At 72.0% G+C, this 26,184-nt stretch carries 16 protein-coding genes; 11 read left to right on the top strand and 5 right to left on the bottom strand.

Features of this window, described 5'->3' with window-relative positions:
* The first annotated feature begins 8 nt into the window (after positions 1–8).
* On the top strand, positions 9–623 hold the full coding sequence (locus EDD54_RS07805) for an ABC-type transport auxiliary lipoprotein family protein (RefSeq protein ID WP_165644770.1): 615 nt from the start codon (positions 9–11) through the stop codon (positions 621–623).
* 1,010 nt (positions 624–1,633) lie between these two features.
* Here the strand turns inward: EDD54_RS07805 and EDD54_RS07800 are convergent.
* Positions 1,634–8,890 (bottom strand): apolipoprotein A-IV repeat region-like domain-containing protein, encoded by a 7,257-nt coding sequence (locus EDD54_RS07800; RefSeq protein WP_126541606.1) that lies wholly within the window; start codon positions 8,888–8,890, stop codon positions 1,634–1,636.
* Between the two features lie 694 nt (positions 8,891–9,584).
* Here EDD54_RS07800 and EDD54_RS07795 point away from each other — a divergent pair.
* Both EDD54_RS07795 and EDD54_RS07790 read left to right on the top strand, forming a co-directional pair.
* Positions 9,585–9,941: an Hpt domain-containing protein gene (locus tag EDD54_RS07795; RefSeq protein ID WP_126541607.1), complete on the top strand. Its 357-nt coding sequence runs from the start codon at positions 9,585–9,587 to the stop codon at positions 9,939–9,941.
* Between the two features lie 66 nt (positions 9,942–10,007).
* A complete protein-coding gene (locus EDD54_RS07790) occupies positions 10,008–10,328 on the top strand; it encodes a 2Fe-2S iron-sulfur cluster-binding protein (protein WP_126541608.1) in 321 nt (106 codons plus the stop codon).
* A 48-nt stretch (positions 10,329–10,376) separates the two neighbouring features.
* Here EDD54_RS07790 and EDD54_RS07785 read toward each other — a convergent pair whose 3' ends face one another.
* On the bottom strand, positions 10,377–11,207 hold the full coding sequence (locus tag EDD54_RS07785; RefSeq protein WP_165644651.1) for an AraC family transcriptional regulator: 831 nt from the start codon (positions 11,205–11,207) through the stop codon (positions 10,377–10,379).
* A 147-nt stretch (positions 11,208–11,354) separates the two neighbouring features.
* Here EDD54_RS07785 and EDD54_RS07780 point away from each other — a divergent pair, with 147 nt between their 5' ends.
* Positions 11,355–12,479, top strand: a complete 1,125-nt coding sequence (locus tag EDD54_RS07780; protein WP_165644652.1) for an acyltransferase family protein — start codon at positions 11,355–11,357, stop codon at positions 12,477–12,479.
* Positions 12,480–12,500: 21 nt separating this feature from the next.
* Here the strand turns inward: EDD54_RS07780 and EDD54_RS07775 are convergent, their stop codons facing one another.
* The gene (locus tag EDD54_RS07775; RefSeq protein WP_126541611.1) at positions 12,501–13,880 is read right to left on the bottom strand and encodes a glutamine synthetase family protein; all 1,380 of its coding nucleotides are present in this window, start codon (positions 13,878–13,880) and stop codon (positions 12,501–12,503) included.
* A gap of 167 nt (positions 13,881–14,047) precedes the next feature.
* Positions 14,048–15,229 carry a vWA domain-containing protein gene (locus EDD54_RS07770; RefSeq protein ID WP_126541612.1) on the bottom strand — a complete coding sequence of 394 codons (1,182 nt, stop codon included), beginning with the start codon at positions 15,227–15,229 and terminating at the stop codon, positions 14,048–14,050.
* Positions 15,230–15,304: 75 nt separating this feature from the next.
* Here EDD54_RS07770 and EDD54_RS07765 point away from each other — a divergent pair, with 75 nt between their 5' ends.
* From EDD54_RS07765 to EDD54_RS07755, 3 genes are read left to right on the top strand one after another with little or no spacing between them, the layout of a single operon-like run.
* Positions 15,305–15,856, top strand: coding sequence for a SixA phosphatase family protein (locus EDD54_RS07765; RefSeq protein ID WP_126541613.1), 552 nt, complete (start codon positions 15,305–15,307; stop codon positions 15,854–15,856).
* Between the two features lie 52 nt (positions 15,857–15,908).
* The gene (locus EDD54_RS07760; protein ID WP_126541614.1) at positions 15,909–17,525 is read left to right on the top strand and encodes a YcjX family GTP-binding protein; all 1,617 of its coding nucleotides are present in this window, start codon (positions 15,909–15,911) and stop codon (positions 17,523–17,525) included.
* Positions 17,522–18,547, top strand: a complete 1,026-nt coding sequence (locus EDD54_RS07755; RefSeq protein ID WP_126541615.1) for a YcjF family protein — start codon at positions 17,522–17,524, stop codon at positions 18,545–18,547. Before EDD54_RS07760 ends, EDD54_RS07755 begins: the two co-directional genes overlap by 4 nt.
* Before the next feature lie 26 nt (positions 18,548–18,573).
* On the opposite strand, the gene EDD54_RS07750 is transcribed toward EDD54_RS07755, so the two are convergent.
* Positions 18,574–19,419: an AAA family ATPase gene (locus EDD54_RS07750; protein WP_126541976.1), complete on the bottom strand. Its 846-nt coding sequence runs from the start codon at positions 19,417–19,419 to the stop codon at positions 18,574–18,576.
* 121 nt (positions 19,420–19,540) lie between these two features.
* Between EDD54_RS07750 and EDD54_RS07745 the strand changes: the two genes are divergently transcribed.
* The 4 genes from EDD54_RS07745 to EDD54_RS07730 all read left to right on the top strand — a co-directional run bounded on the left by EDD54_RS07745 (position 19,541) and on the right by EDD54_RS07730 (position 26,105).
* The gene (locus EDD54_RS07745) at positions 19,541–20,983 is read left to right on the top strand and encodes an outer membrane protein assembly factor BamB family protein (RefSeq protein WP_126541616.1); all 1,443 of its coding nucleotides are present in this window, start codon (positions 19,541–19,543) and stop codon (positions 20,981–20,983) included.
* Positions 20,984–21,172: 189 nt separating this feature from the next.
* On the top strand, positions 21,173–22,567 hold the full coding sequence (locus tag EDD54_RS07740) for a flagellar hook protein FlgE (RefSeq protein ID WP_126541617.1): 1,395 nt from the start codon (positions 21,173–21,175) through the stop codon (positions 22,565–22,567).
* 71 nt (positions 22,568–22,638) lie between these two features.
* Positions 22,639–24,492 carry a flagellar hook-associated protein FlgK gene (flgK, locus tag EDD54_RS07735; protein WP_126541618.1) on the top strand — a complete coding sequence of 618 codons (1,854 nt, stop codon included), beginning with the start codon at positions 22,639–22,641 and terminating at the stop codon, positions 24,490–24,492.
* Between the two features lie 83 nt (positions 24,493–24,575).
* The gene (locus tag EDD54_RS07730) at positions 24,576–26,105 is read left to right on the top strand and encodes a hypothetical protein (RefSeq protein WP_126541619.1); all 1,530 of its coding nucleotides are present in this window, start codon (positions 24,576–24,578) and stop codon (positions 26,103–26,105) included.
* Positions 26,106–26,184: the final 79 nt, after the last annotated feature.

Below are 26,184 nucleotides of genomic sequence, written 5' to 3'. Positions count from 1 at the left end.
GTACCGACGTGTCCGACCGCCGTCCCGCCCCGTCCATCGCCCGCCGGCTCGCCCCGGCCTTCGCCCTGGCGCTCGCGCTCGCGGGCTGCGCCAGCCTCGGCGGCGCCAAGCCGCCGGCGATCTACGACATCTCGGCGCCGACCGACTTCGCCGGCCTGAGGACCGGCACCGCCCGGCAACTGCTGGTGCCGCTGCCGACCGCGATCGACGCGCTCGGCTCGGCCCGCATCGTGGTGCGCGAGCCGGTCGGCAAGCTGTCCTATTATCCGGGCGCGACCTGGAGCGACGAACTGCCCTCGCTGGTGCAGACCAAGCTGGTGCGCGCCTTCGAGAATTCCGGGCGGGCGAAGGTCGGCCGGCCCGGCGAGAGCCTCGCGATCGACTATCAGGTCATCGTCGACATCCGCGCCTTCGAGCTCGACGTCTCGCAGGGCCGCTCCGCCCACGTCGCGCTCGGCGTCAAGCTGCTCGACGACCGCACCGGCAAGGTCAAGGCGACCAAGGTGTTCGACGCCGTCGTGCCCGCGGGCAGCGACGCCGCCGACGCCGTGGTGCGGGCGCTCGACGCCGCCGCCGACCGCGCGCTCACCGACGTGGTGGTCTGGACCGCCGGCCTGATCTGAGACCGAGCCCGCAAAGTTCCGACCTTTGGTCGGAGCTTTGCGGGCGAGAGGCGCCCGACCGGGCGCGGGCCGGATGGCCGAAGTCTCGTAAAGTCCCGAAGAGTCGGGACTTTACGAGATCGTCATGACGCCCGTCCGGCTGGGGCCCGGGCTGCCGGGACCTCGTGTGCGGTTCCGGTTCATCCGCCTCGGCCCGGCCGGACGCGGGCTCGGCAAGTCGCGCCGTCCGTCCGGCCGCCGATGCCCGGCCCGGTCGGCCGGCCCGCGGCCGGCAGCGGGGCGATCGACTTGCGTCGGAAGGCCTACCGGACTTCGTGCGAGGGGAAGCCCGCCCGGATCACCCTCCGCCCGCGACTGCCTCGTGCCAGCGGTTGCAGCGATCGTTCCCGCCACGCCGCGCCGCCCTCGACGTGCCCGGCCGCGCGGCGACCGCTCTTCGGCCCGGGGATCCTCTTCGCAACTGTCTGACGTGGACTCGCGCATCGGTGGTTATTGTCGATGAATTGCAATTTAATCAAGGCATCTTGCGGTGTATTAGAAGATTTGGAAACACCTTGGCTATTCATGGGATACTTTCCCTATTGTTCCCCTTACGATCCCAACTAGTCAGACAATAAAGCTGTATGTTCTTAATATGTTCTCACATTGTTAGTGACGAATTTTTGAGGGAACGTGAATTTTACGCATTCATCTATGGTGTATACGCAAACGGCTTCTCGCCGATGCAGTGGTCCTAGGGAGTATCGGAAACATTTCCGAGCCCGCGGAGCAGACCATACGCAGCTCGCCAAGGTCTCCAACGTCCCGCCCACCGGGAGCCATGTGACGACCCGCTTCCCGCCGCCGACCACGGGCGGGCGTCACCCCGTCCACGCCCTGCCGCGCGCGCCGTCGACGGAGGCGTCGGGGCCGGTCGACGCAGGGTCCACGACACGGAAAAGGGGCGCGGATCCCTCGGATCCGCGCCCCTTCGGTCGTCTCGCGGGAGGGCGGTCGCCCGCCCGTCGGCGTCAGCCCAGCTTGCCGCTCGCGTGCGCCAGCATGGTGTAGACCTTGCCGGTGTCGGAGTTGAGGTAGCCGAGCGCGAGGGCGCCCTCGGGATCCTTGCGGACGGCGTCGTCGTAGAGCGCCCGGAAGTGGTCGATGTAGCGGTCCACCGCGGCGCGGAACTCGCCGTCGCGCTGGTACTTGCGACGGATCTCGTCGAACGTCTGCTGGCCCTGGAGGGTGTAGAGCCGGCGGGTGAAGACGTGGGTCTCGCCGCGACGGTAGCGGTTCCAGAGGTCGACGAAGGCCTCGTTGTCGATCGCCCGCGCGATGTCGACCGAGAGCGAGTTCAGGCTCTCGATGGTGTGGCCGGCGTTGCGCGGCGGCTCGACCGGACGCGGCTCGCCGCCCCGGGCCGGGGCCTCCTGCTCGCGACCCTCGTCGGCGGCGACGCGGCGCAGGAGATCGGCGATCCAGCCGCGCTCGCGGCCACCCTCGGCCGGGCGCTGCGGCTCGGCACGGCGCGGTTCGGCCGGGAAGGCGTAGGGCTCGATCGAGGGCCGCTCGGCCTGCGGACGCTCGACCGGGGCACGCTCGACGGCGGCGGGCCGCTCGACCGGCGCCCGCTCGGGCGCGGCGGGGGCCTGCGGACGCGGGGCAGGGCGCGGGGCCTCCAGCACCGCTGTGCCGCCGGACGAGGCGGACGGGCGGCCGCGACTGCCCGAAGCCTCGCTCGACGCCGCGTGGCGGGCGGCGATCTCGCCGAGCTCGTTCAGCGCCTTGATCTGCTCGCTGACGACGCGACGCATCGCGGCGGCGTGCTGGCTGGTCTCCTGCGGCAGGTCGAGCACGCCGCGGCCGATCTCCTCGCGGATCTCCTCGAGTTCGCGGCTGACGGCGCGGGTCGCCTTGCGCATCTCCTCGGCGGTCTCGGCGAAGCGGTCGACCGCGCCGCCGATCGAGGCGTCGATCTCGGCGACCAGCCGCTCGCGCAGCCGCTCGACGGCCTCCTTGGTCTTCTCGCCCTCGAGCTCCGCGGTGACGCCGAGCGACTGGATCTGCTCGGTGACCGAGGTCGCCGCCGTCTCGGCGCTGCGGGCGAGCAGCATGCCGACGTCGCGGGCGCGGCGCTCGGCGGTGTCGAGGGTGTCCTTGATCAGGGCGGAGAAGCCGCGCATGGCGTCCTCCACCTTGCCGCTCTTGTCGGCGAGGGTGGCGGCGATCCGCTCGAGCGCGCCGCGGCGCTCGTCGACGACGCCCTCGAAGCCGCCGGCCGCGGCGGCGAGCGCCGAGCCCGCGGTCTGCACCGCCTGGGTCTGCTCGCCGAAGCGGGCGGCGATGCGGGCGATCTCGCCGAGCACGTCGGTGGAGACCGACTTCAGCGTGCCGACGTTGTCGGCGATCGCGCGGGTCGATTCCGCGGTGTCGTCGACCACGCGGTCGATCACCGAGCGGAAGTCGCCGGTCTGCTGGGCGAGGCTGCGCTCGATGCGCGACAGGCTGCCGCCGGCCTGCTCCAGGATGGTCTGGAGCGCGCGGTTGGAGCGGTCGAGCTGGTCGAGGATCGAGGAAACGTCGTCCTTGACGCGGGCGTTGGTGCTGTCCAGCGCGGCGACCACCGAACGACCCTGCTCGTCGAGGGTCGACAGGAGAGTGCGCGAGGTCGCGGCGAGGGTGCGCGAGGTCTCCTGACCACGCTCGGCGATCGCCCGGCTGACGCCCTCGCCACCGTCGGCGAGTGCGGCCAGCACGTCGTTGGCGGCACCGCGGACCTTGGCGGCGATCTCGTCGCCGCGGTTGTCGACGATGTCGGTCAGGCTGCGCGTGCCGGAGAGGAACGAGCGGGCGAGTTCGCCGCCGCGGCCGTCGATGAGCTCGCCGAGCTCGGACAGGCGGGCGGTGAGCAGGGCGGCGAGGCGCTCGGAGCGGACGTCGAGCTCGTCGGCGGCCTTCGCGGTGCGGTCGAGCAGGGCGGACTCGAGCAGCGTCGAGGCCTCCTGGATCCGCCGGGTCGCGGCGTCGATGGCGCTCTCGAGCTGGCTCGCCTGCTTCTCGCTCTCGGTCGACAGCCTCCAGGTGATGTCCTCGGCGGCGCCGATGATGTTGGAGCGGACGCGGGCGCTCTCGCCGGACAGGCGGTCGGTGGCCTCGTCGAGCGAGGCGACCAGCGCGGCGCGGGCCTTCTCGCTCTCGGCGATCAGGCGGCCGCTGACTTCCTCCACGGTGCCGACCACGGTGGCGCGGACGCGCTCGCTCTCGCCGCCGAGGCGGCCGGCGACGTCGGCGACGGTGGCCTCCACGATCGCGCGGGCCTTCTCGCTCTCGCCGGTGAGGGCGGAGGAGATCGAAGTCGCGAGCTCCGTCAAGAGGGCACGAGTGCGGTCGCGCTCGGCGGCGATCGCCGCGGCGAAGCCGTCGGCGCCGTCGATCAGCGCCTCGCGGTTGCGCTCGCGCTCGCCGGCCAGACGGTCGGCGGTCTCGTCGATGGCCGCGACCAGCGCGACGCGGGTGCGGTCGCGTTCGGCGGCGAGGCGGGCCGCGGTGTCCTCGACCGCGCCGGCGAGGATGTCGCGGGTGCGGTCCCGCTCGGCGGCGAGCCGGTCGGCGGTCTCGTCGACGCTGGCCGTGAGCGCCTCGTGGGTACGCAGGCGCTCGGCACCGAGGCGCTCGGCGGTTTCGTCGACCGTCGCGGCGAGGGCGGCGTGGGTGCGCTCGCGCTCGTCGGCGAGGCGGCGGGCGGTCTCGTCCGTGGCGGCCGCGAGGGCGGCGCGGGTGAGGTCGCGCTCGGCGGCGAGACGCGCGGCGGTCTCGTCGGCGGCCTCGGCGAGGGCGTCGCGAGTGCGGACGCGCTCGGCGGCGAGCCGGTCGGTGGTGGCGTCGAGCGTGGCGACGAAGGCGCCCTGGAGATCGCCGCGCTCGGCGGCGAGGCGGGAAGCGGCCTCCTCGGCGGTGGCGGCGAGCACGACGGCGGTGCGCTGCGACTCCTCGGCGAGGCGGGCGGCGGCGGCGTCGATCGCCCCGACCACGAGGCCGCGGACGCGCTCGCTCTCGGAGCCGAGCTTGTCGCCGACGCCGTCGAGCATGGTCGAGAGGATCTCGCGGGCGCGGCCGGTCTCGTCGACCAGCTTGCCGGCGAGGGCCTCGACCGCGGCGGCGAGCGTGTCGCGGCTGCGGGCGGTCTCGCTGTCGAGGCGGCCGGCGACGAGGTCGGCGGACGCGGTCATGACGTCGCGGACGCGGCCGGCCTCGGCCGCGATGCGCTCGGAGACGTCGCGCAGCGCGCCGTCGACCAGGGCGCGGGCGCGCTCGGATTCGGAGCCGAGCTTCTCGGTCGCGCCGGCGAGGGCGCCGACCATCTCCTCGCGGGCCCGGGCGCTCTCGCGCTCCAGGATGTCGACCGCGTCGAGGATCGCGCGGGCGAGGGTCTCGCGCGCCGTCTCGGTCTCGCCGGTGAGGGTGCCGACGATGGTGCCGAGCCGCTCGGACAGCGAGCGCTGCAGGTCGGCGGAGCGGTTGTCGAGCGTCTCGGCGACCTCGAACACCTTGGCGCCCAGCGAGACGTTGATCTCGGCGACCTTGTCGGCGAGCGTCTCGGTGAACTCCTCGGTCTTCCGCTGCAACGACTTGGCGACGACCTCGAGGCGGCCCTCGATGGCCTCGGCCATCTCGGACTGGCCCGAGGAGAACGCCTGGGCGAGGTCGCGGGTGCGGGCGACCAGGGTCTCGGTGATCTGACGGGCGCGGGTGTCGAGCGCCTGGTCGATCATCATGGTGCGCTTGTCGAGCGTCTCGCTCAGCGTGTCCGCCTTGGCGGCGATGCTGGTCGCGGCGTCGTCGAGGCGGGTGCCGACGGTGCGGTCGAAGGTCTCGAGCTGGCCGGCGAGGGCGGTCGAGAGGATCTCCGCGCGGTTCTCGATCGAGGACAGGATCGACTTGGTGCGGTCGTCGAAGGATTCGACGATCGCGCCGGTGCGGCTGTCGAGGGTGCCGACGAAGGCGCCGGTGCGCTCGTCGAGGGCGCCGACGAAGGCGGCCGAGCGGCCGTCGATGGTACTGCCGAGGGCGGCGACGCGCTGGTCGATGAGGCCGGCGAGGCCGTCGACGCGGCCGGCGAGGGCGGCCTCGATCGCGGCGGTGCCGGTGCCGAGGGCAGCCTGGATGGCGGCGGTGCGGGCGGCGAGCGCCTCCTCGATGGCGCGGATGCGGCCCTCGAGCGTGCCGTCGATCTCGGTGGTGCGGTCGAGCAGGCTGTCGACCAGCGCCTTGGCGCGGCCGTTGACGATCTCGTCGAGGGCGGCGATGCGCGCCTCGAAGCTGGTGGTCAGGCTGTCGGAGCGGTCGTCCAGCAGGCCGGCGATGCGGTTGCCGGTGACGGTCAGGCTCTCGGCGAGGCGCTCGCCGCGGGCGCCGATCGCGCGGGCGATCTCGCCGCCGATGGTGGCGAGGCGCTCGGTGAAGTCGCCGCCGCCGACCGACAGCACCGTCTCGACCGTGCGGGTGGCGCCGTCGACGATGCGGCGGATCTCGCCGGTGCGGTCGTCGAGCAGACGGGCGATGTCGCCGCCGGTCTCGGACAGGCGGTCGGCGAGGCTGCCGCCGCCGACGGAGATCGCCTGATGGACGTCCTCGCCGGTGCGGGTCAGGCGGTTGACGAGGTCGGTGCCGCGGGTGGCGATCTCGTCGGTGATGCGGGTGCCGGTCTCGTCGAGACGGTCGGTGATCTCGCCGCTGCGGATGGCGAGGTCGAGCAGGACCGACTCGCCGGTCGAGCGCAGGGCGCCGGCGATCTCGTCGACCCGGGTGGCGATGGCGGCGCCGACGTCGGCGCCGGAGCGGTCGACCGCCGCGGTCAGTTCGGCGGCGCGGGTGGCGATGTCGTCGGCGAAGCGGGTGCCGGTGTGCTCCAGCATCTCGATGGCGCCGCGGGTGCGCTCGACGATGGCGGTCTCGACCTGACCGGCGGTGCGCGCCAGCGTCTCGTCCATCTCGCGGGTGCGGGTGTCGAGGGCCTGCTCGAGCACGGCGGCGCGGGTATCGAAGGACACCACGATCGCGTTGGTCTGGTCGGTGAGCAGGCGCTCGATCGAGAGGGCGCGGCCGGCGAGGTCCTCGCCGAGTTCGCGGGTGCGGGTCTCGAGGGCGCCGGCGAGGGCGGCGCTGCCGCCGGCGAGCGTGTCCTCGAGGACGCCGGCGCGCTCGGCGAGGGTGCCGGCGAGCTCGCCGGTGAGGCCGGTGATCGTCGAGACCAGCGCCTCGGTGCGGGCCGACACCGTGCCGTCGAGGGCCGCGGCGCGGTCGGCGAGGGCGGCGTCGAGCGCAGCGGCACGACGGTCGAGGGTGGCGCCGAGGGCCTCGGTCTGCGTCGCGAGGGTCGATTCCAGCGCGCGGACGCGGGTGGCGACGTTGGTCTCGAGCGTCTCGGTGCCGGTTGCGATGGCGCCGACGATCTCGCCGGTGCGGGCCTCGAGGGCCGCGGTGAAGGCGGCGGTGCGGGCGGCGACGCCGGCGTCGAGCGCCTCGGTGCCGGCGGCGATGGCGCCGACGATCTCGCCCGTGCGGGTCCCGAGGGTGGCGGTGAACTCGGCGGTCCGGGCCGCGACGCCGTCGTCGAGCGCGCGGGTGCCGGCAGCGACCGCGGCGGTGATCTCCGCGGTGCGGGCGGCCAGAGTCTCGGCGAGGCCGGAGGTGCCGGCGGTGACGGCGGCCGCGATCTCGGCGCTGCGGCTCGACAGCGCGCCGTCGAGTTCGCCGACGCGGGCGGCGAGGCCGGCGGTCAGCTCGACCGTTCGGGTGTTCAGGATCGCGTCGATCTCGCCGGTGCGGGCGCCGAGGGTCTCGATCAACTCCTCGGTGCGCTGGGCGAGGGTGAAGGCGAGGTCGCCGGTCTGGCCCGCGATGGTCGACGACAGCTCGGCGGCGCGGGCCTCGAGCGTGGTCGCCATCTCGCGCGAGCGGGTGCCGAGGATGTCGTCGAGGGCGGTGGTCTGCGCGGCGACCGCCGAGGTCAGCCGCTCGCCCTCGCGGGAGAGGGTGCCGGTGAGCGCGTCGACCTTGGCGGTGACGGCGGCGGCGACGCCGGTGCCGGTCTCGTCGAGCTTGGCGGTGAAGGTCTCGCGCTGCTCGGCCAGGGAGGCGAGCAGGCTGGCGCTCTGGACGGCGAGGGTGTCGGTGATGCTGCGGCCGGCCTCGGAGAGGCGGGTGTTGAACGCGGCAGTGTCGGTGGTCAGGCGCTCGGAGACCTCGCGGCCGGTGGTCTCGAGGCGGGCGACGTAGTCCTCGCCGCGCTTGGCGACGAGGTCGGCCAGCGTCGCACCCGAGGTGTCGAACAGACGGGTCAGCTCCTCGGCCTTGTCGCCGAGCGTGCGGGTGACCGAGCGGCCGGTGTCCTCGATGCGGCCGGTCAGGTCCTCGCCGGCGCTGCGCAGCTCCTCGGCGAGGCCCTGGTGGGCGCCGGCGATGGTGGTGCGCACGCGCTCGGCGTTGGTTACGACCGCCTCGCGCTGCGTGACCAGCTCCTCGATCAGGCTGCGGATGCGGATCTCGTTCTCGGTGTAGGAGCGCTCCAGCGAGGCGACCTCGTTGTGGACCAGCACCTCGAGTTCGCTGGCGCGGGCGAGGGCGCGCTCGATGCCGTCGCCCATCGCGGCGACTTCGCGGCGGATCGCCTGGCCGACCGTGACGACGTTCTCCTTGGCGACCTGCTCCGGCTCGGCGAGACGGACGGCGACCTCGGTCAGAGAACGGGCGGCGATGCGCATGTCCTGCGCCCGCCAGACCATCACCGCGAAGGCCCAGAAGAACAGGATCGGCGCCACCACGGCGCCGGCCAGCATCAGCGTGTCCGGACGGGCGAGGAAGGCCGAGACGTCCTGGACGCCGGCGGGCGCGGCGAGGCTGCGCGAGCCGATCCAGGCGCCGGCGGCGGCCCAGACCGCCGAGGCGACGAAGGCGACCACGAAGGGGGCCTTCGAGGGACGGCGCTGCAGCTGGTAGAGCACGGTTGAGACCGAGCGGCGGTCGTCGTTGGCCGGCGCGCGCGGGCGGGCGATCGCGGGCCGCGCCGCCTCGGCCGGCTCCGGGGCCGGTTCGGGCGCGGCGGCCGGCGCCGCCGCGGCGGCGGGCTTGGCGGGCTCCGGAGCGGGTGCGGGGGTGTCGCCGAACAGGTCGGCGTCGGTGGATCCCGGGGCGGGATCGAGGTTGCCGAAGTCGATCTTCAGCGCCTCCTCGACGGCCGAGAGGGCCGCTTCCGCCGGATCCTTCACCGTGGTGTTCTTCGCCATGGTCCCCTCGCGTCCGTACTGACTTACGAACCGGCCGCATCCCCGACGTCGGACCGACGCGGGGCGTCCGCTTCGCCGCCTTCCCGCGTCGTGGCCTCCGCCGCGGAAAGGGGCACTTCTGGATCGGGGCGGAACGGACGCCGTGTCCGTCCGCCACGACCCGAAAAACTGTGGCGCCCACCCGTGGTAATGGCACAAAGGGCCTTTCCGGACAAGAAACAGGCGGGTTCCGGCCCGGCTTCTTAACAGCCGCTTAACCCTCTTCGCAGAAGATGCGGGGTCCGTGGTCGGGCTCGCGAGCGCCGGCACCGAGGCCGTCGCCGAAACCGGCCGCGAACCCGCGGGTCGCACGACCCGTGCCGAGTTGGCACGGCCACGGCGGGACCGGCGGCGCCGGGTGGCCATCGGAACATCGGACAAATCCTTGACCATCCTGCATTTTTCGCGTCCGGACGGCCGCCGGCCGGATCGCTCGCGGTCGTGCCCGGATCGCGGTCGCCCCTGCAGACGAGGATTGCAGTTTCGGTTGATACGCAACCGGATTTCCGCAGGGTTAACCCGCATTAACCATGTTCGCAGAATGCTCGGTCCGACGCCGGCTTAAGGCGCCGGCAAGGGGCCCTCGGCAGGCTCGTCGGAACCCGCGCGGGCCGGATGGTCCGCCCCGTGCGGATTCGCCTTGGGATCCGTGACGATGCCGGGACTTGCCGTCGGAGAGGCCGAGCCGATCGACTTCGCCCACCTCGATCGCCAGACCTTCGGCGACGCCGGCCTCGCGCGCGAGGTGCTCGGCCTGTTCCTGACGCAGTCGGCGGCCCTGGTGGCGGCGATCGAGGATCCCGGCGCCGACCGTGCCGGGGCGGCCCACAAGCTGCTCGGCTCGGCGCGCGGCATCGGCGCGCCCGCGGTCGCCGCCGCGGCGGCCGAGGCGGAGCGGGCCTTCCTCGACGGATCGGTCGAGGCTGAGCGGGCCGTCGGCGCGGTCCGCCGGGCGGTCGAGACCGCGGCCGCGGCGATCCGGGAGCATCTTCGCGGCGGCGCGTCGGCTTGACGTCGGCGGCGGGGCCGCTATGACCGGAGCGACCCCGCGAGAAGTCCTGGGAACGCCGAGAAACCCATGCCCAAGATCACCTACGTCGCGCCGGACGGCGCCGAATACGCCGTCGACGCGCCCGTCGGCTCGACCGTGATGGAGAATGCCGTCAAGCACATGGTGCCCGGCATCGAGGCCGAGTGCGGCGGCGCCTGCTCCTGCGCCACCTGCCACGTCTACGTCGACGATGCCTGGACCGATCGCGTCGGCCCGCCGGAGCCGATGGAAGAGGACATGCTGGACTTCGCCTTCGACGTCCGGCCGACCTCCCGGCTGTCGTGCCAGATCAAGGTCAAGCCCGAGCTCGACGGTCTCGTCGTGCGCATTCCCGAGCGTCAGGCCTGAGCCCGTCGCGGCGGCCCGTCGTGACGGGTCGCCGCGAAGCCGCGCCCGTCAGGGCAGGGGCACGTAGATGTCGGTGAGGAGCGCCGCGGGCGGGGTGACCGCGGGCGCGTTCAGGTAGTCCTCGAACGAGGGCCGGTCGGCGGGTTCGAGGCCCGCGGCCGGCAGCGCCTCGCCGAAGATCCGCCGGTAGGTCCGGTGCAGGTCGGCGTAGGGGCCGACGTGGCGGAACACCGCGTAGCGGCCGCCGGCGATCACCACCTCCTCGGCCGGCGGGGTGACGACGACCGTGTCGTCTACCGCGAGGCAGGCGTGCGCGCGCAGGTCGGCGGCCGGCACGGTCTTCGGGTCGTCGTAGGGGATCGCGAGGACGCGCGGGCGCTCCCACGACAGGCCGGCGGCCGCGGCCCATGCGGCGAGCTGGCCGTATTTCGGGCCGATCTCCGTGTAGGGCCCCCGGTGGGGAACCGCGGCGCAACGGATCGGGGCGATGGTGCGGATGTCGAGTTCGGTCATGTCGTTCTGCTCCTGCCTGAAGGCGGATCCGGCCCTGAGCGCCCCCGGCGTGGCGCCGAAGCGACGGCGGAAGGCGCGGGTAAACGCCGCCTTCGAGCCGAAGCCGGCCCGCCGCGCCACCACCTCGATCGGCCGGTCGGTACGGGCGAGTTCGCCCGAGGCGCGATAGAGGCGCAGACGCTGCACGGTCTCGGCGACTGTCTCGCCGGCGAGCGCGGCGTAGATCCGCTGGAAGTGGAAGCGGGAGAAGCAGGCGACGTCGGCGAGACGGTCGAGCGAGAGGTCGCCGTCGAGGTTGGCGTCGATGTAGAGCGCCACCTTGGTCATGCGTCTCACGTATTCGGCCCGTGTCGTCCGTTTCGCCATGTCCGTCCGTCCTCCACGGCCGATCGAATGCCACGGCCGTCGTTGATCGGTCTTGCGGTCGTCGCCGGCCGGTGGCGCCGTCAGCGCGGGATTCATCTTTGTCGTGCAGGATGCCGCGTCGGGGCGATCATGGGGAGGGCGTCCGCCGTGCGGCTCAGGGCACTCGACGGTCTGCGCGGCACCTGTTCGGTGCTGATCGCGCTCGCCCATCTCGAGATGACCGGCTACGTCGGTTTCGGCGGCTGGCTGACGCGCGGCCACGTGCTGGTCGACGTGTTCTTCGTGCTGTCCGGTTTCGTGATCGCGCTGGTCTACGCCGACCGGCTCGGCGACGCCGCCGGCTCGGCCGCCTTCCTCGTCCGCCGGCTCGGGCGCGTCTGGCCGCTGCACGCGGCGGTGCTGACGCTGTTCGTGGGGGCCGAACTCGCCAAGATGGTCGCCGCCGCCGGCTTCGGCTACGTGCCCCACTTCGCACCCTTCACGGGCCAGCGCCCGCTCGACACGCTGTTGCCCAACCTCCTGCTGATCCACGTCTTCGACACCGAGGCCGACCTGACGTGGAACTTCCCGTCGTGGTCGATGGCGGCGGAGTTCTGGGTCTACGGCGTTTTCGCCGCCGTCGTGGTGCCGACGGTCGGACGGCCGCGGCTGCGCCTCGTGCTCGCCGCGCTGCTGTGCGCCGCCGGTGGGCTCACGGTCGCCGCGCTGTCGCCGCACCGTATGGACGCGACCTACGACTTCGGCGTGCCGCGCTGCCTCTACGGCTTCTTCGCCGGCATGCTGCTGGCCGCGTTCTGGCGCGCCCACGGCCACCGGGTGCCCGGCGGCACCGTCGCCGAGGTCGCGGCGCTGGCGATCGCCGCCGCCTTCGTCGCCCTTTCCCCCGGCACGGCCTTCGAATTCGCCGCGCCGGCGGTGTACGTGGTGCTGATCGCGGTGCTCGCCCGCGAGGCCGGGCTGCCGTCGCGGCTCCTGCGCACCGCGCCGTTCCAGACGCTCGGCCGGCTGTCCTACTCGATCTACCTGCTGCACGCCCTCGTGGTGACCAGCGTCGTGCCGCGCATCGCCGCGGCGGTGATCGCCCTCGCGCCGGGCCGTCCGGCGGTGGCGATGGTCGCCATCCCCGTGCTCTACGTCGCCCTGGTCGCCCTTCTCGCGAGCGCGACCCGGCGCTTCGTCGAATTGCCGGGCCGCCGGCTGTTCGAGGGCCTCGCCGCCCGGGCCGCCCGGGGCACCGGTCCGTCGACCGCGGGCGCGGCGGTCGAGGGGTGACGCCGCGCGCCCGGCTCGCCGTCAGACGTTGAGCAGCAGGTATTCGCGCTCCCAGCTCGAGATGACGCGGTTGTAGAGCCGCCACTCCAGGCGCTTGACGTCGATGTAGGCCTCGACGAAGCGCGGGCCGAGGACGCGCTTCATCGGTTCGCAGGCGGCGAGTTCCTCGAGCGCGTCGGAGAGGTGCGAGGGCAGCGAGACGCCGAGGGTGTGGGCGTTGACCTCGACCACCGGCTCGGGCTCGATCTTCTCCTCCAGGCCGATCAGCCCGGCGGCGAGCGTCGCCGCCATGGCGACGTAGGGGTTGCTGTCGGCGCCGATGACGCGGTTCTCGACGCGGCGCGCCTCCGGCCCGGAATCCGGCACGCGCAGGCCGCAGGTGCGGTTGTCGCGGCCCCAGTGGACGTTGATCGGCGCGTCGCTCTCGAGGCGGATGCGGCGGTAGCTGTTCACGTTGGGGCAGAACAGGCTCATCGCCGGGGGCACGAAGCGCTGCAGGCCGCCGATGTAGTGGAGGAGGGCGGGGGCGTCGGAGCCGTCGGGCGCGGCGAAGATGTTGCCGCCGTCGTCGATCCGCACGATCGACTGGTGGATGTGGGTGGCCGATCCCGGCATGTCCTGGTGCGGCATCGCCATGAAGGTCGCCACCATGTCGTATTTGCGGGCGGCGAGGCGGGCGGTGCGCTTGAACAGGAAGGTCTGGTCGGCCCGCTCGATCGGGTCGCCGTGGCGGAAGTTCATCTCGAGCTGGGCGGGGCCGGCCTCGTGGGCCATGGTCGCGATCTCGATCCGCGAGGCCTCGCAATAGTCGTACATCAGGTTGACGACGTGGTCGAAGTCGTTGGCGTGCTCGATGCCGTAGGCCTGCCGCCCGCTCTCCTTGCGCCCGGAGAGGCCGATCGGCACCTCGATCGGCAGGTCGGGGTCCAGGTTGTTGGCGGTCAGGTAGAACTCGAGCTCGGGCGCCACGACCGGGCGCAGGCCCTTTTCGGCGTAGAGCTCGACGACCCGGCGCAGCACCGAGCGCGGCGCGAAGTCGACCATGCGGCCGTCGGCGAAGTAGCAGTCGCAGATCACCTGCGCGGTCGGCTCCTCGTACCAGGGCACGACGCGGAGCGTGGTGAGGTCGGGCACGCAGCGGACGTCGCGGTCGAGCGGGTTGACGATCTCGCTGTCGTCGGCGCTGTCGCCGGTGACGGCCTGGAAGAACACGAATTCCGGCAGCCGCACGCCGGCGTCGACGATGCGGATGAAGTCCTCGCGCGGCACGATCTTGCCGCGCATGATGCCGTTCATGTCCGGGACGATGCACTCGACCTCGTCGATGCGCCGCTCGCGCAGCCAGTGGATGGCGTCGTCCGCCGAGGTGAAGCGCGGGGCGGCGTCGGCAAGTCCTGTCATGACACGTCGGGTCTCCGGAGGCATCGCACGGGATGCGGGCCGGGAGAGCCTAGACCCGGGCGGGTGATTTGGGCAGGGGGGAGGCCGGCGTCGCCTTCACGTTGCGACCATGCGGGTCCTGCCGGGCGACGATGCCCTCGGGTCGCACCGTCCGGGAAGCCCAGCCCTCACCGCCCGAGCTGCCGCATCGCCCGGTCCAGCCCTTCCAGCGTCAGCGGCACCATGCGGTCGGGGCCGACGATGTCGCGGACGAGGCGGATGGAGTGGGTCCAGTCCCATTCGCGCTCGCCGACCGGGTTGATCCAGGCGAGCTTCGGGAAGGCGTCGACGAGGCGGCGCAGCCAGACGGCGCCGGGCTCCTCGTTCCAGTGTTCGACCGAGCCGCCCGGATGGGTGATCTCGTAGGGGCTCATGGCGGCGTCGCCGACGATCACCACGCGGGTGTCGGGGGGGAAGGTGCGGATCACGTCGAGGGTCGGCACGCGCTCGGCATGGCGGCGGGCGTTGGCGGCCCAGACGCCCTCGTAGACGCAGTTGTGGAAGTAGTAGTGGTGCAGCGACTTGAACTCGCCGCGCGCCGCCGAGAACAGCTCCGACGTCACCCGGACGTGGTCGTCCATCGAGCCTCCGACGTCGAGCAGCAGCAGCACGCGCACGGCGTTGCGGCGCTCCGGGCGGAGGCGGACGTCGAGCCAGCCCTGGCGGGCGGTGGCGTCGATGGTGCCCGAGAGGTCGAGCTCGTCGGCCGCGCCGGTGCGCGCGAAGCGGCGCAGGCGCTTCAGCGCCACCTTGATCTGGCGGGTGCCGATCTCGACGGTGTCGTCGAGGTCGCGGAAGTCGCGGCGGTCCCAGACCTTGACGGCGCGCCGGTGCCGGCTCTCGTCCTGGCCGATCCGGACGCCCTCCGGATTGTAGCCGTAGGCGCCGAAGGGCGAGGTGCCGGCGGTGCCGATCCACTTGGAGCCGCCCTGGTGGCGGCCCTTCTGTTCGGCGAGACGTTCGCGCAGCGTCTCCATCAGCTTGTCGAAGCCGCCGAGCGCCTCGATCTCGGCCTTCTCGGCCTCGGTCAGGTGGCGCTCGAGGAGCTTGCGCAGCCATTCCTCTGGGAGTTCGGTCGTCTCGACGCCGGAAAGGGTCTCGCCGAGGCCCTGGAACACCCGGGCGAAGACGCGGTCGAAGCGGTCGAGATGCTTCTCGTCCTTGACGAGGACGACGCGGGCGAGGTGGTAGAAGTCCTCGACGCGGGTCTCGGGCACGCCGAGGTCGAGGGCGCGCATCAGGTCGAGATACTCGCGCGGGCTCACCGGAATGCCGGCGGCGCGCAACTCGGCGAAGAAGGTCGGGAACATGCCGGCGGTCCCAGCGGGGCGGAATCGCGGTAGTATGCGCGTCCGCGGCGGAGCCGCCAACGTACCGGAGTGACCATGCCCCGTCTGCTGCTGCTGCGCCACGCCAAGTCGTCGTGGGACGACACCGGCCTGTCGGACTTCGACAGGCCGCTGAACCTGCGCGGGCGGGCGGCGGCGCCGCTGATGGGGCGGCACATGGCCGACCATTCGCTCTCGCCGGACCGGGTGCTGTGCTCGTCGTCGCGGCGCACGCGCGAGACCTTCGCGGCGGTGCTGCCGTTCCTGCGCCACGACTTCGAGGCGCAGTTCCTGCGCACCATCTACGACTGCCCCGGCGGCACCTACGCGCCGACGATCCGCCGCCACGGCGGCGCGGCCCGCACGCTGCTGCTGATCGGCCACAACCCGGTGATCCAGGAGACCGCGCTGACGCTGATCGGCCGCGGCAACCCGGACATCACCGCCTCGATCGCGGCGAAATTCCCGACCTCCGGCCTCGCCGTGATCGACTTCGACGGCGACGACTGGTCCGGCCTCGACCCGCGGAGCGGGCGCATCGTCGCCTTCTTCCGCGCCCGCGAGCTCGAGGTGGTCGGCGACCCCGCCATCACCGACGTCGACGACTGATCCGGCCGGTCGGGTCTCGTCTCCTTTTGCAATCCGCCCTCCGCGTCGCCACATGGGAAGCGCGGCCGGCGTCGGCCGGCCCGACCGGAGGACCGACTTGGGGCTCTCTTCCCTGACCGACGAGGCGCGGATCGCCCTCGACAACGTCTACGAATACGCCACCAGCCTCGGCGCTCCGCCGCTCCGGCTCGGCGTCACCGGGCTCGCGCGCGCCGGCAAGACGGTGTTCATCACCGCGCTGGTGCACAACCTGGTCCACGGCGGCCGGCTGCCGCTGTTCGAGCCGTGGAAGAGCCGGCGGCTGATCGGCGCCGAGCTGAAGCCGCAGCGCCACGACGACGTCCCGACCTTCGACTACCGCGGCCACGTCCGCGCCCTGGTCGGCGACCGGGTCTGGCCGGAATCGACCCGCATGATCTCGGAGATGCGGCTGTCGATCGCCTACGAGAGCGCCACCTTCCTCGGCCGAAGGCTCGGCCGCGGCCGGCTCGACCTCGACATCGTCGACTACCCCGGCGAGTGGCTGCTCGACCTGCCGCTGCTCGCCAAGGACTACCGGACCTTCGCCCGCGAGACCGTTGCACGCGCCCGCATGCCGGCGCGGGCCGAAATCGCCGGGCCGTGGCTCGCCCATCTCGCGACCACCGATCCGGCGGGACCGGCCGACGAGGGCGTCGCCGCCGAGGCGCACGGGCTCTTCACCGGCTATCTCGCCGCCGCCCGCGGGGACGGCCACGCGCTGTCGATGGTGCCGCCGGGCCGCTTCCTGATGCCCGGCGACCTCGCCGGTTCGCCGGCGATCACCTTCGCGCCGCTCGACCTGCCGGCCGAGGGCGAGGCGCCGCGCGACAGCCTGTGGGCGCTGATGGAGCGGCGCTACGAGGCCTACAAGGACGTGGTGGTGCGCCCGTTCTTCCGCACCCACTTCGCCCGGCTCGACCGGCAGGTCGTACTGGTCGACGTGCTCGCCGCCCTCAACGGCGGCACCGCCGCGGTCGCCGACCTCGAGGCGGCGCTCGCCGAGATCCTCGCCTGCTTCCGGCCGGGCCGGTCGTCCTGGCTGTCGGGCGTCCTGACGCGGCGGATCGATCGCATCCTGTTCGCCGCCACCAAGGCCGACCACCTGCACCACGTCAGCCACGACCGCCTGGAGGCGATCCTGCGCCGGCTGGTCGAGGCCGCCTCGCGCCGGGCCGCCTTCGCCGGTGCCGAGGTCGACGTGCGCGCGGTCGCGGCAGTGCGGGCGACGCGCGAGGCGACGGTGCGGCGCGGCGGCGAGAGCCTGCCCTGCATCCTCGGGGTGCCCCGCGCCGGCGAGACGCTCGACGGCTCGACCTACACCGGAGACGAGGAAATCGCCTTGTTCCCCGGCGACTTGCCGGCCGATCCGGAAGTTCTTTTCGCGGACCTTCATGCGGAGATTCGACGATCTCGCGCGGGGAATCCGGATGTTGAAGCCGCGCCCGAAGTCGCAGGCACGGCGGATCCGACGGCCGACGCGGACCTCGACGGCACGGGGCTTTCGACCCGTTCGCTGGTGCCGGACATGCGCTTCCTGAGGTTCCGCCCGCCGCAGATCGAGCGGACCGCCGAGGGCGTGACGCTGTCGCTGCCGCACATCCGGCTCGACCGCGCGCTCGACTTCCTGATCGGAGACCGACTGGCATGACCGGCACCCCGCGCAAGCCCGCCGCCTTCCGCATCGACGGCGAGGGCGTCGTCGTGGTCCCCGCCGGCGAGGCGCCGCCGGCGCACGCCCGGATCGTCGTCGAGCCGGAGGTCGACGGCGCCGCCGACGACACCGCGCCGCTCCCCGTGCCGCTGCCGAAGCGGCGCGGGCCGCGCTGGGGCCGGCTGCTGTGGACCGGCCTCGGTGGCCTCGTCTCGCTCGGCATCGGCCTCGCGGTCGACCGGCTGATCCGCGACCTGTTCGAGCGCGCCGACTGGCTCGGCTGGCTCGGCCTCGCGCTCGCGGCCCTGGTCGCCGTCGGCGCGGTCGGGCTGGTGGTGCGCGAGGTCGCCGGGATCCTGCGCGTCGAGCGGATCGATCGGCTGCGCGCCGAGGCCGAGGCGGCGGCCGCCGCCGACGACGACGCCCGCGCCGGCAAGGTGGTGCGCGACCTCGTCGCGCTCTACGCCGATCGGCCGGAGACGGCGGCCGGTCGCGCCGCGATCGCCGGGCACCTGCGCGAAGTCATCGACGGGCGCGACCTCGTCGGCCTCGCCGAGGCGGAGGTGCTGGCCCCGCTCGACGCGGCGGCGCGGCGGCTGGTCTCGGACGCGGCCAAGCGGGTGTCGGTGGTGACGGCGGTGTCGCCGCGGGCGATCGTCGACGTGATCTTCGTGCTGGTGGCGGTGCTCGGCCTCGTCCGCCGCCTCGCCGACCTCTACGGCGGACGGCCCGGCCTCGTCGGCTTCGTGCGGCTGACCCGGCACGTGGTCGGCCATCTCGCGGTCACCGGCGGCATGGCGGTCGGCGACGGGCTGGTGCAGCAGATCGTCGGCCACGGCCTCGCGGCCCGCCTGTCGGCCCGGCTCGGCGAGGGCGTCGTCAACGGTCTCCTCACCGCGCGGGTGGGCCTCGCCGCGATCGACGTCTGCCGCCCGCTGCCGTTCGCGTCGCTGCCGCGGCCCGGCGTCTCCGACGTGATGGGCGGCATCCTGAGCAGGGCGGAGAAGGGGGAGGGCTGAACGGCCCTCCCTTCCAGGGCGCTCCGTCAGCGCCCCTCGCGCCGGGCCATGAAGGCGAGGCGCTCGAACAGGTGGATGTCCTGCTCGTTCTTGATCAGGGCGCCGGCGAGCGGCGGAATCATGCTGCGGGCGTCCTTGGCGCGCAGGGTCTCGGGCTCGACGTCCTCGGAGACGAGCAGGCGGATCCAGTCGAGCAGTTCGGAGGTCGACGGCCGCTTGCGCAGGCCCTGGACGCCGCGCAGCTCGAAGAAGACGTCGAGCGCGGCGGCGAGCAGTCGCTTCTTCAGGCCGGGGAAGTGGACCTCGACGATCGTTTCCATGGTCTCGCGGTCGGGGAAGCGGATGTAGTGGAAGAAGCAGCGGCGCAGGAACGCGTCCGGCAGCTCCTTCTCGTTGTTGGAGGTGATGATCACCACCGGCCGCCGGAGCGCCTTCACCGTCTCGCCGGTCTCGTGCACGTGGAACTCCATGCGGTCGAGTTCGAGCAGGAGGTCGTTCGGGAACTCGAGGTCGGCCTTGTCGATCTCGTCGATCAGCAGCACCGGCCGGACGTCGCTGGCGAAGGCCTCCCAGATCTTGCCGGGGCGGATGTAGTTGCGGACGTCGCGCACGCGCTCGTCGCCGAGCTGGCCGTCGCGCAGGCGCGAGACCGCGTCGTATTCGTAGAGCCCCTGCGCCGCCTTGGTGGTCGACTTGACGTGCCAGGCGATCAGCGGCGCCCCCAGCGCGGCCGCGACCTCCTCCGCAAGCACCGTCTTGCCCGTCCCCGGCTCGCCCTTCACCAGCAACGGCCGCTCGAGCGTCACCGCGGCGTTGACCGCGACGGCGAGATCGGGCGTCGCGACATAGGAGGCGGTGCCGGAGAAGCGCATGGAGGTGCTGTCGGTCACTTGCGAGTCCTGGTTCGGTGTGGTGTAGCTTCTGCCGAAGGTTGCGCCGACCTTGCCGTTTCCGCCGGTGCGTCACGCAATCGCTCATGTGGGAGCCTCGCGGATGAAACTCCCAGCCGTCCTGGTGGCCCTCGCAATATTCCCGAGTTCCGGCGCCCTCGCAAGCCCGCGGCTGAGTATCGACCCGGTCAATCAGATCCCCGGCGGGAGTATAACGGTCTCGGCCGCCGGCTTCTCTGAGCGGGAGACCCTCGCCGACGTCTACATCGACGGGACGCGCGTCGGGATGTTCCCGGTTTCGGGCGGCGGATTCGCCGACGGGACGATCCAGCTCGACCCCGATCTCGGCACCGGTGCCCATCTGGTCATGGTGATCGGCAAGGCGACGGCCGCGTTCGATCAGTGGTCCTACGTCGTCACCTACAACTGGCCGCAGCCGTTCCGGGACGGCGCGCGGTCGAACGTCACCCAAGATCGCGACTTCGACGCAGACACGGTCGCCCATCTCGGCCTCGTCCGGACAATCCCCGTGGGCGATGTCGCCTTCGGCCCGGTCCGCTACGACGGCCGTATCTACCTGACGACGGCCGCGGGGCAGGTCCGGTCGATCGGCCTCCTGCCGGAACAACGGTCTTGGACGGCGGACGTCGGCGCCCGCTCGGCGCCGATCGCCCATGACGGCAGGATCCTCACGGTGTCGGGCGACGGGACGGTCACGGCCCTCGACCATCGCACCGGGCGAGTCCTCGGGCGGCGCGCTCTCGGAGCGCCGTGGAGCGCACGCTTCCATCCAGTGCTGGCGGACGGGATCCTCTACGTTCAGACCCGCCGTGGCCTGTTCGCGCTGCATGCGTCGGACCTTTCGATCGCTTGGGTGAACGCGGACGTCGCTGCGATCCCGTCGCCGGGCGGCGTCGCCGTCGATGCCGACCGTGTCGTGGCGGTCGCGAACGGGCGGATCCACTGGTTGTCGCCGGAGGACGGCTCGGAGATCGGCAGTCATCCCGGAACCGCCCCTGTGAAGCTCGTCGACGGCCGGATCTCCTACAACGTCGTTCGCCGCTCCGGGCAGCGGCGGCGCTCCGAGATCCGTTTCGCCTCGTTCCCGGACGAGGTGGCCAGGGTCCTCCCGGCCGGCCGGAACGGCATCCTGTCGTTCCCTACCCGGTTCGGCTCGGGGACCTACGCGTTGCTCAGGGATGACAGGCTCGGATCCCGGCACTACGGCGAGCTCCATCTCCACTCCTTCGACCTCACGGACCGGCGTGTGGCGGACGTGCTGCTGCCACTGCAGGGGCGCGCGAGCGACCTGACCGGCGCCAACGGCTTCCTGGTCGCCTCGCTGGACGACGTGAAGACCGCGGGCGGGGGCCGGGGGCCCGATCGGCTCGTGGTCCTGGAGCCGCCCGGCAACGTCCGCTTCCAGTGGACGCTGCCGGGAGCCGGGACGGTTCCGATCGTTTCCGACGGCCGGATCTACGTGGTCGCGGGCGGCACCCTGCACGTCTTCGGCCGCCGCGGGGGCGGGGCCCCTCCCGGACCATGACGACGGATCGGCCCGGCAGGATTTGCCGGGTCCGGTAGATCCGACCGCCGGATTAACTTCTGCTTAAGGGTGTACGACCCGTAGAGCCTTGAAAGTACGCGCCCTTCGCCCTGGCATGTCGCTTGCCATCCTTCTTCCCGAGGGCCCCTCGCGGGCCACGACGCCTGGGGATCGAAGGAGCAAGACGCCGTGGGCATTCTCTCCGCATTGAACAAGTCGGTCGGTGGTCTCAATGCGCAGTCGTTCGCGCTCGAGAACATCTCCGGCAACATCGCCAACTCGCAGACGACGGGCTACAAGCGCACGGACACCAGCTTCACCGACCTCGTCGGAGCCGGTACGGCGCGCATCACCCAGCTGGCGGCGGGCAACGTCCGGGCGAGCTCGCGCTCGACGGTGACGGTGCAGGGCGCGATCGAGGGCAACTCGGTCGAGACCTTCCTCGGCATCAAGGGCGACGGCTTCTTCTCGGTGCTGCAGAAGTCCGGCGAGGCGAACGGCGCGAGCACGTTCGAGACCAGCATGGCCTACACCCGCCGCGGCGACTTCCAGATCAACAAGGAAGGCTACCTCGTCAACGGCGCCGGCTATTTCCTGGCGGGTCTCGCGATCGATCCGGCCACCAACAACCCGGTCGGCGACACCCCGGGCGTCATCCAGATCGACAAGTCGCCGGTCGAGGCCGAGGCGAGCACGACGATCAACTACCGCCTCAACCTGCCGACCGAGCCGAAGACCAAGTTCTCCGAGACCAACACCGACACCTCGATCACCGACGAGAACATGTGGACCACCTCGGGCGGCCGCACCGGCCCGCCGGCGACCGGCGAGGTCACCGACGAACTCAACGAGGAGTTCCTCAACAACTCGATCTCCGGCGGCGCGGTCACCGGCTACGATTCGCTCGGCAACGCGGTCAACGTCCAGCTGCGCTGGGCCAAGACCGCGGACAACGAGTGGCAGCTCTACTACCAGAACGAAGCCTCCGATCCGAACACCGCCGCCACCGGCGACGTCATGTGGACCCAGATCAACTCGGGCGGCGCCGGCCCCGAATTCACCTTCGACTCCGACGGCAAGGTGGTGGAGGACGTCGCCAACCTCGAACTCGCCAGCGATCTCGAGATCGGCGGCAAGACGCTGAGCGGCATCACGATCTCCTTCGGCGACGGCCTGACCCAGTATGCCGACGCCAGCCAGCAGGCCAACGTGCGCCAGCTGACCCAGGACGGCCTGCCCGCCGGCAACTTCCAGGACGTCTCGATCACCGACGGCGGCCGCGTGGTGGCGAACTACTCCAACGGCAAGACGGTGGACCTGTTCCAGATCCCGCTGGTGAGCTTCCAGGGCGCCTCGGCGCTGAAGCCGCTCGACGGCGGCGCCTACGCCGAGACCCGCGACAGCGGACCGGCGGTCAGCAACGCGTCCGGCAACATCATCGGCGCGTCGCTGGAGAACTCGAACGTCGACATCAGCGAGGAGTTCACCAAGCTGATCGTGACGCAGCAGGCGTTCTCGGCCAACTCCAAGGTCATCAGCACCGCCGACCAGATGATGAGCGACGTCCTCAACATCATCCGCTGATCTCTCGTCAGGGCGGGGCGCCGGGCTGACCGGCGTCCCGCTTCGCGTTTCTCCCACCGGGCTCGGCCACGATGGGCATAGGCACCTCCCTCAACATCGCCCTGTCGGCGCTGAAGACCAATCAGCGCCAGATGGAGGTCGCCTCCAACAACGTCGCCAACGCCGGCGCGACGGGCTACAGCCGGCAGTCGCTGTCGACCACGGCGCTGGTGGCCGGCGACACCGTGTTCGGCACCACCGCCGGCAAGGTCGAGCGCGAACTCAACGTCCAGGTCCAACGGCAGTGGCGGTCGGCCAACGGCAACTCCGCCTACGCGCAGACGCGCGCCGAGACGCTCGACCGGCTCGATTCCCTGTTCGGCGGTCCGGGCGATTCCAACTCGCTCGACAGCCTGTTCACCAAGTTCACCTCCGCCCTCGAGACGCTGGCGACCTCGCCGGAGAACGGTGCCCAGCGCCTCCAGGTCGCCTCCGCGAGCGACGCCCTGGCGACGCGGCTGCGCACGTTGTCGAGCGACGTCCAAGGCCTGCGCCAGGAGGCGGAGACCGCGATCGGCGGCGCGGTCAAGGAGGTCAACTCGCTGTTGACCCAGATCGCCGGCATCGACAAGCAGATCGTCAGCCTCGGCTCGGGCGACAACAGTACGGCCGCGCTCGAGGACCAGCGCGACGCCGCGATCGACCAGCTGTCGCAACTGATCGACATCCGCGTCCAGGATCAGGCCTACGGCTCCGTCGCCATCTACGCCGCCGACGGCTCGATGCTCTACGACGAGGCGGCGGTGCAGTTCGGCTTCGACGAACACGGCGTGATCGGCGCCGACGACGCCTATTCGACCATCCGAGCCGAGCGCGGCGTCGGCACCATCACGGTGGTCAGCGGCTCGGGCGAAGGGCGCGACGTCGTCGCCGACGGCGTGTTCCGCTCCGGCAAGATCGCGGCGTGGCTCGAACTGCGCGACACCACGCTGCCGCAGGTGCAGTCGCAGCTGGACGAACTCGCCGCCCGGATGGCGACCGCCGTCGGCAACAATGCGGTCTCGGGCACCGCGGCGACCGACGGCGGCGGCGCGGCCGGCTACGACATCGACCTCTCCGGCTTCACGCAGGGCAACGTCGTCACGCTGAAGTACACCGACGGCTCGGGCTCGCACACGGTGAGCTTCGTCGGCCACGACGGCACGGCGACGCTCGGCGACGACTTCACCCCGGATCCGAACGACACGGTGGTCGGCATCGACCTCTCCGGCGCCAGCGGCAGCATCGCCGACCAGATCGCCGCGGCGCTGCCGGGCTTCGGCGTCTCCGACCAGGGCGCGGACGTGGTGCGGATCGTCGACGACGGCCCGTCCGGCTCGATCGACGTCGACGGCCTGACCGCCTCGATCACCGCCGACGGCCTCCAGGACGGCGCGGCGCTGCCGCTGTTCGTCGATTCGGCGGGCGGCGGCGCCTTCACCGGCCTGAGCGGGACGACGCGCACCACCGCGGGCTTCGCCTCGCGCATCGTGGTCAATCCGAAGGTGACGGGCGATCCGGCCTCGCTGGTGCTCTACGACACCACGACCCAGCCCAACGACGACACCCGTCCGCGCGCCATGCTGAAGGCGCTGACCGAGACCCAGGTGCACTTCGACCCGAGCGTCGGCATCGGCACCGCCTCGGCGCCGTTCCACGGCACGCTCGAAGCCTACATGAAGCAGGTGGTGACGACCCAGGGCGCCAACGCGGAGGCCGCGCAGAACCTCGCGGACGGCCAGGGCATCGTCACCGCCAACCTCGAGGCCCGCTACGACGACAGTCGCAAGGTGGACCTCGATACCGAACTCGCCAACCTCATCGAATTGCAGAACGCCTATCAGGCCAATGCCCGGGTGATGACCGTCGCCCGCGAGATGATGCAGGCGCTGATGGACGCGTTCTGACGGCGGCCGGGCGGCCGCCGCCCCGCGCGGCCCGGACCCGTCCGGCGCCCGCGGGCCCGGTGCAACGAGAGGTGTGACCCGCGATGTCGATCGGTTCGATCAGCCGCAACCCGGCGACGCAGACGCTATCGACCATGCGCACGCAGCTCGAGGACCTGCAGCGCCAGCTCGGCACCGGCCAGAAGGCCGACACCTACGGCGGGCTCGGCACCGACCGCACGCTGTCGGTGTCGTTCCGCACCAAGGTCACGGCGATCGAGACCTACCAGAGCACGACCGACCTGTTGTCGCTGCGCTTCAAACTGCTCGATTCCACCATGACCCGGCTCTCGGAGGTGCCGACCGACATCCGCGCCACCCTCGACCCCAACGCCTACGAGGTCCGGCTCGACGGCAAGACCGACGCGCAGAAGTCGGCCGCGATCGGCCTCGACGAAGTGGTCGGCCTGCTCAACTCGGAGGCGGACGGCCGCTTCCTGTTCGCCGGCCGCTCGTCGGACACCAAGCCGGTGGTGTCGGTCAGCACCATGCTCTACGGCGACGGCGCCAAGGCCGGGCTGTCCCAGGTGATCCAGGAGCGCCTGACCGCCGACCTCGGCACCGGCGGGCGCGGCCGTCTCGAGCTCGGCAGCGCCGGCTCGACGGTGTCGCTGACGCGGCAGAGCCCGCTGTCGGACGAGTTCGGGTTCGAGATCGCGGACGCCGAGAGCACCTCGTCCGCGGTGACGGTGACGCAGTCCGGCTCGCCGGTCGATCAGGTCGACGTCGACTTCACGGCCAATCCGGCCTCGGGCGAGAGCATTTCGCTCGATCTCACCAATCCCGACGGCACCACCTCGCGCATCACGCTGACGGCGACGTTGTCCGACCCGCCGCCGGACGGGCGGTTCGCCATCGGCGCGACGGCGGCCGACACCGCCGCCAACTTCGAGGCCGCGCTCGGCACCGCCCTCGACAAGACCACCGCGACGGATCTGAAGGCCGCCTCGGCGATCCGCGCCGCCGAGACCTTCTTCGACACCTTCGGCGGCGGCGTGCCGCAGCGCGTCGACGAGGGCTCGGGCGGCGGCACGCTGGCGACCGCCACGGACCTGCGCGACGCCACCACCGCCGACACCGTGGCGTGGTACCAGGGCTACAATCCGGACTACGACGCCGACGATCCGGCGACGCACCCGCGCAACGACGCCCGGGCGCGGGTCGACACCTCGATCGACGTCGCCTACGGCGCGCGCGCCAACGAGGAGGGCTTCCGGCTGCTGGTGCAGTCGCTCGCGGTCACCGCGGTGTCGACCTTCGACGCCACGGTTGAGACCGACGAGGACCGCTATCGCGCCCTGATGGAGCGCACCCGCCAGACCCTCGCCTTCGACGGTACGGCAGAATCGCCGTCCGACATCCACGCCGAGATCGCGGTGGCCGGCAACGTCGCGACCCAAGCCGCCGAGCGGCTCAAGGTCAACAAGAGCGCGATGCAGGAAATGCTCGACGGTGTCGAGGACGCCAAGCCCGAAGAGGTCGCCGCCCAGATCCTGACGCTGCAGAACCGCATGCAGGCGAGCTACCAGGTGACCTCGATGCTGAGCCAGCTGTCGCTGGTGCGGTTCATCTGACGAGCGGGCGGGGCGTCAAGCGACCGGCCCCTCGGAAGTCCTGCCGACATTTCACGCCGTCCGGCCTTTTGCCGGTACG

The sequence above is a fragment of the Oharaeibacter diazotrophicus genome, from assembly GCF_004362745.1.
In the GTDB taxonomy this organism is placed as follows: domain Bacteria; phylum Pseudomonadota; class Alphaproteobacteria; order Rhizobiales; family Pleomorphomonadaceae; genus Oharaeibacter; species Oharaeibacter diazotrophicus.
The sequence above is the reverse complement of the archived record's forward strand: the minus strand, read 5'-3'. Positions and strand labels throughout refer to the sequence as shown.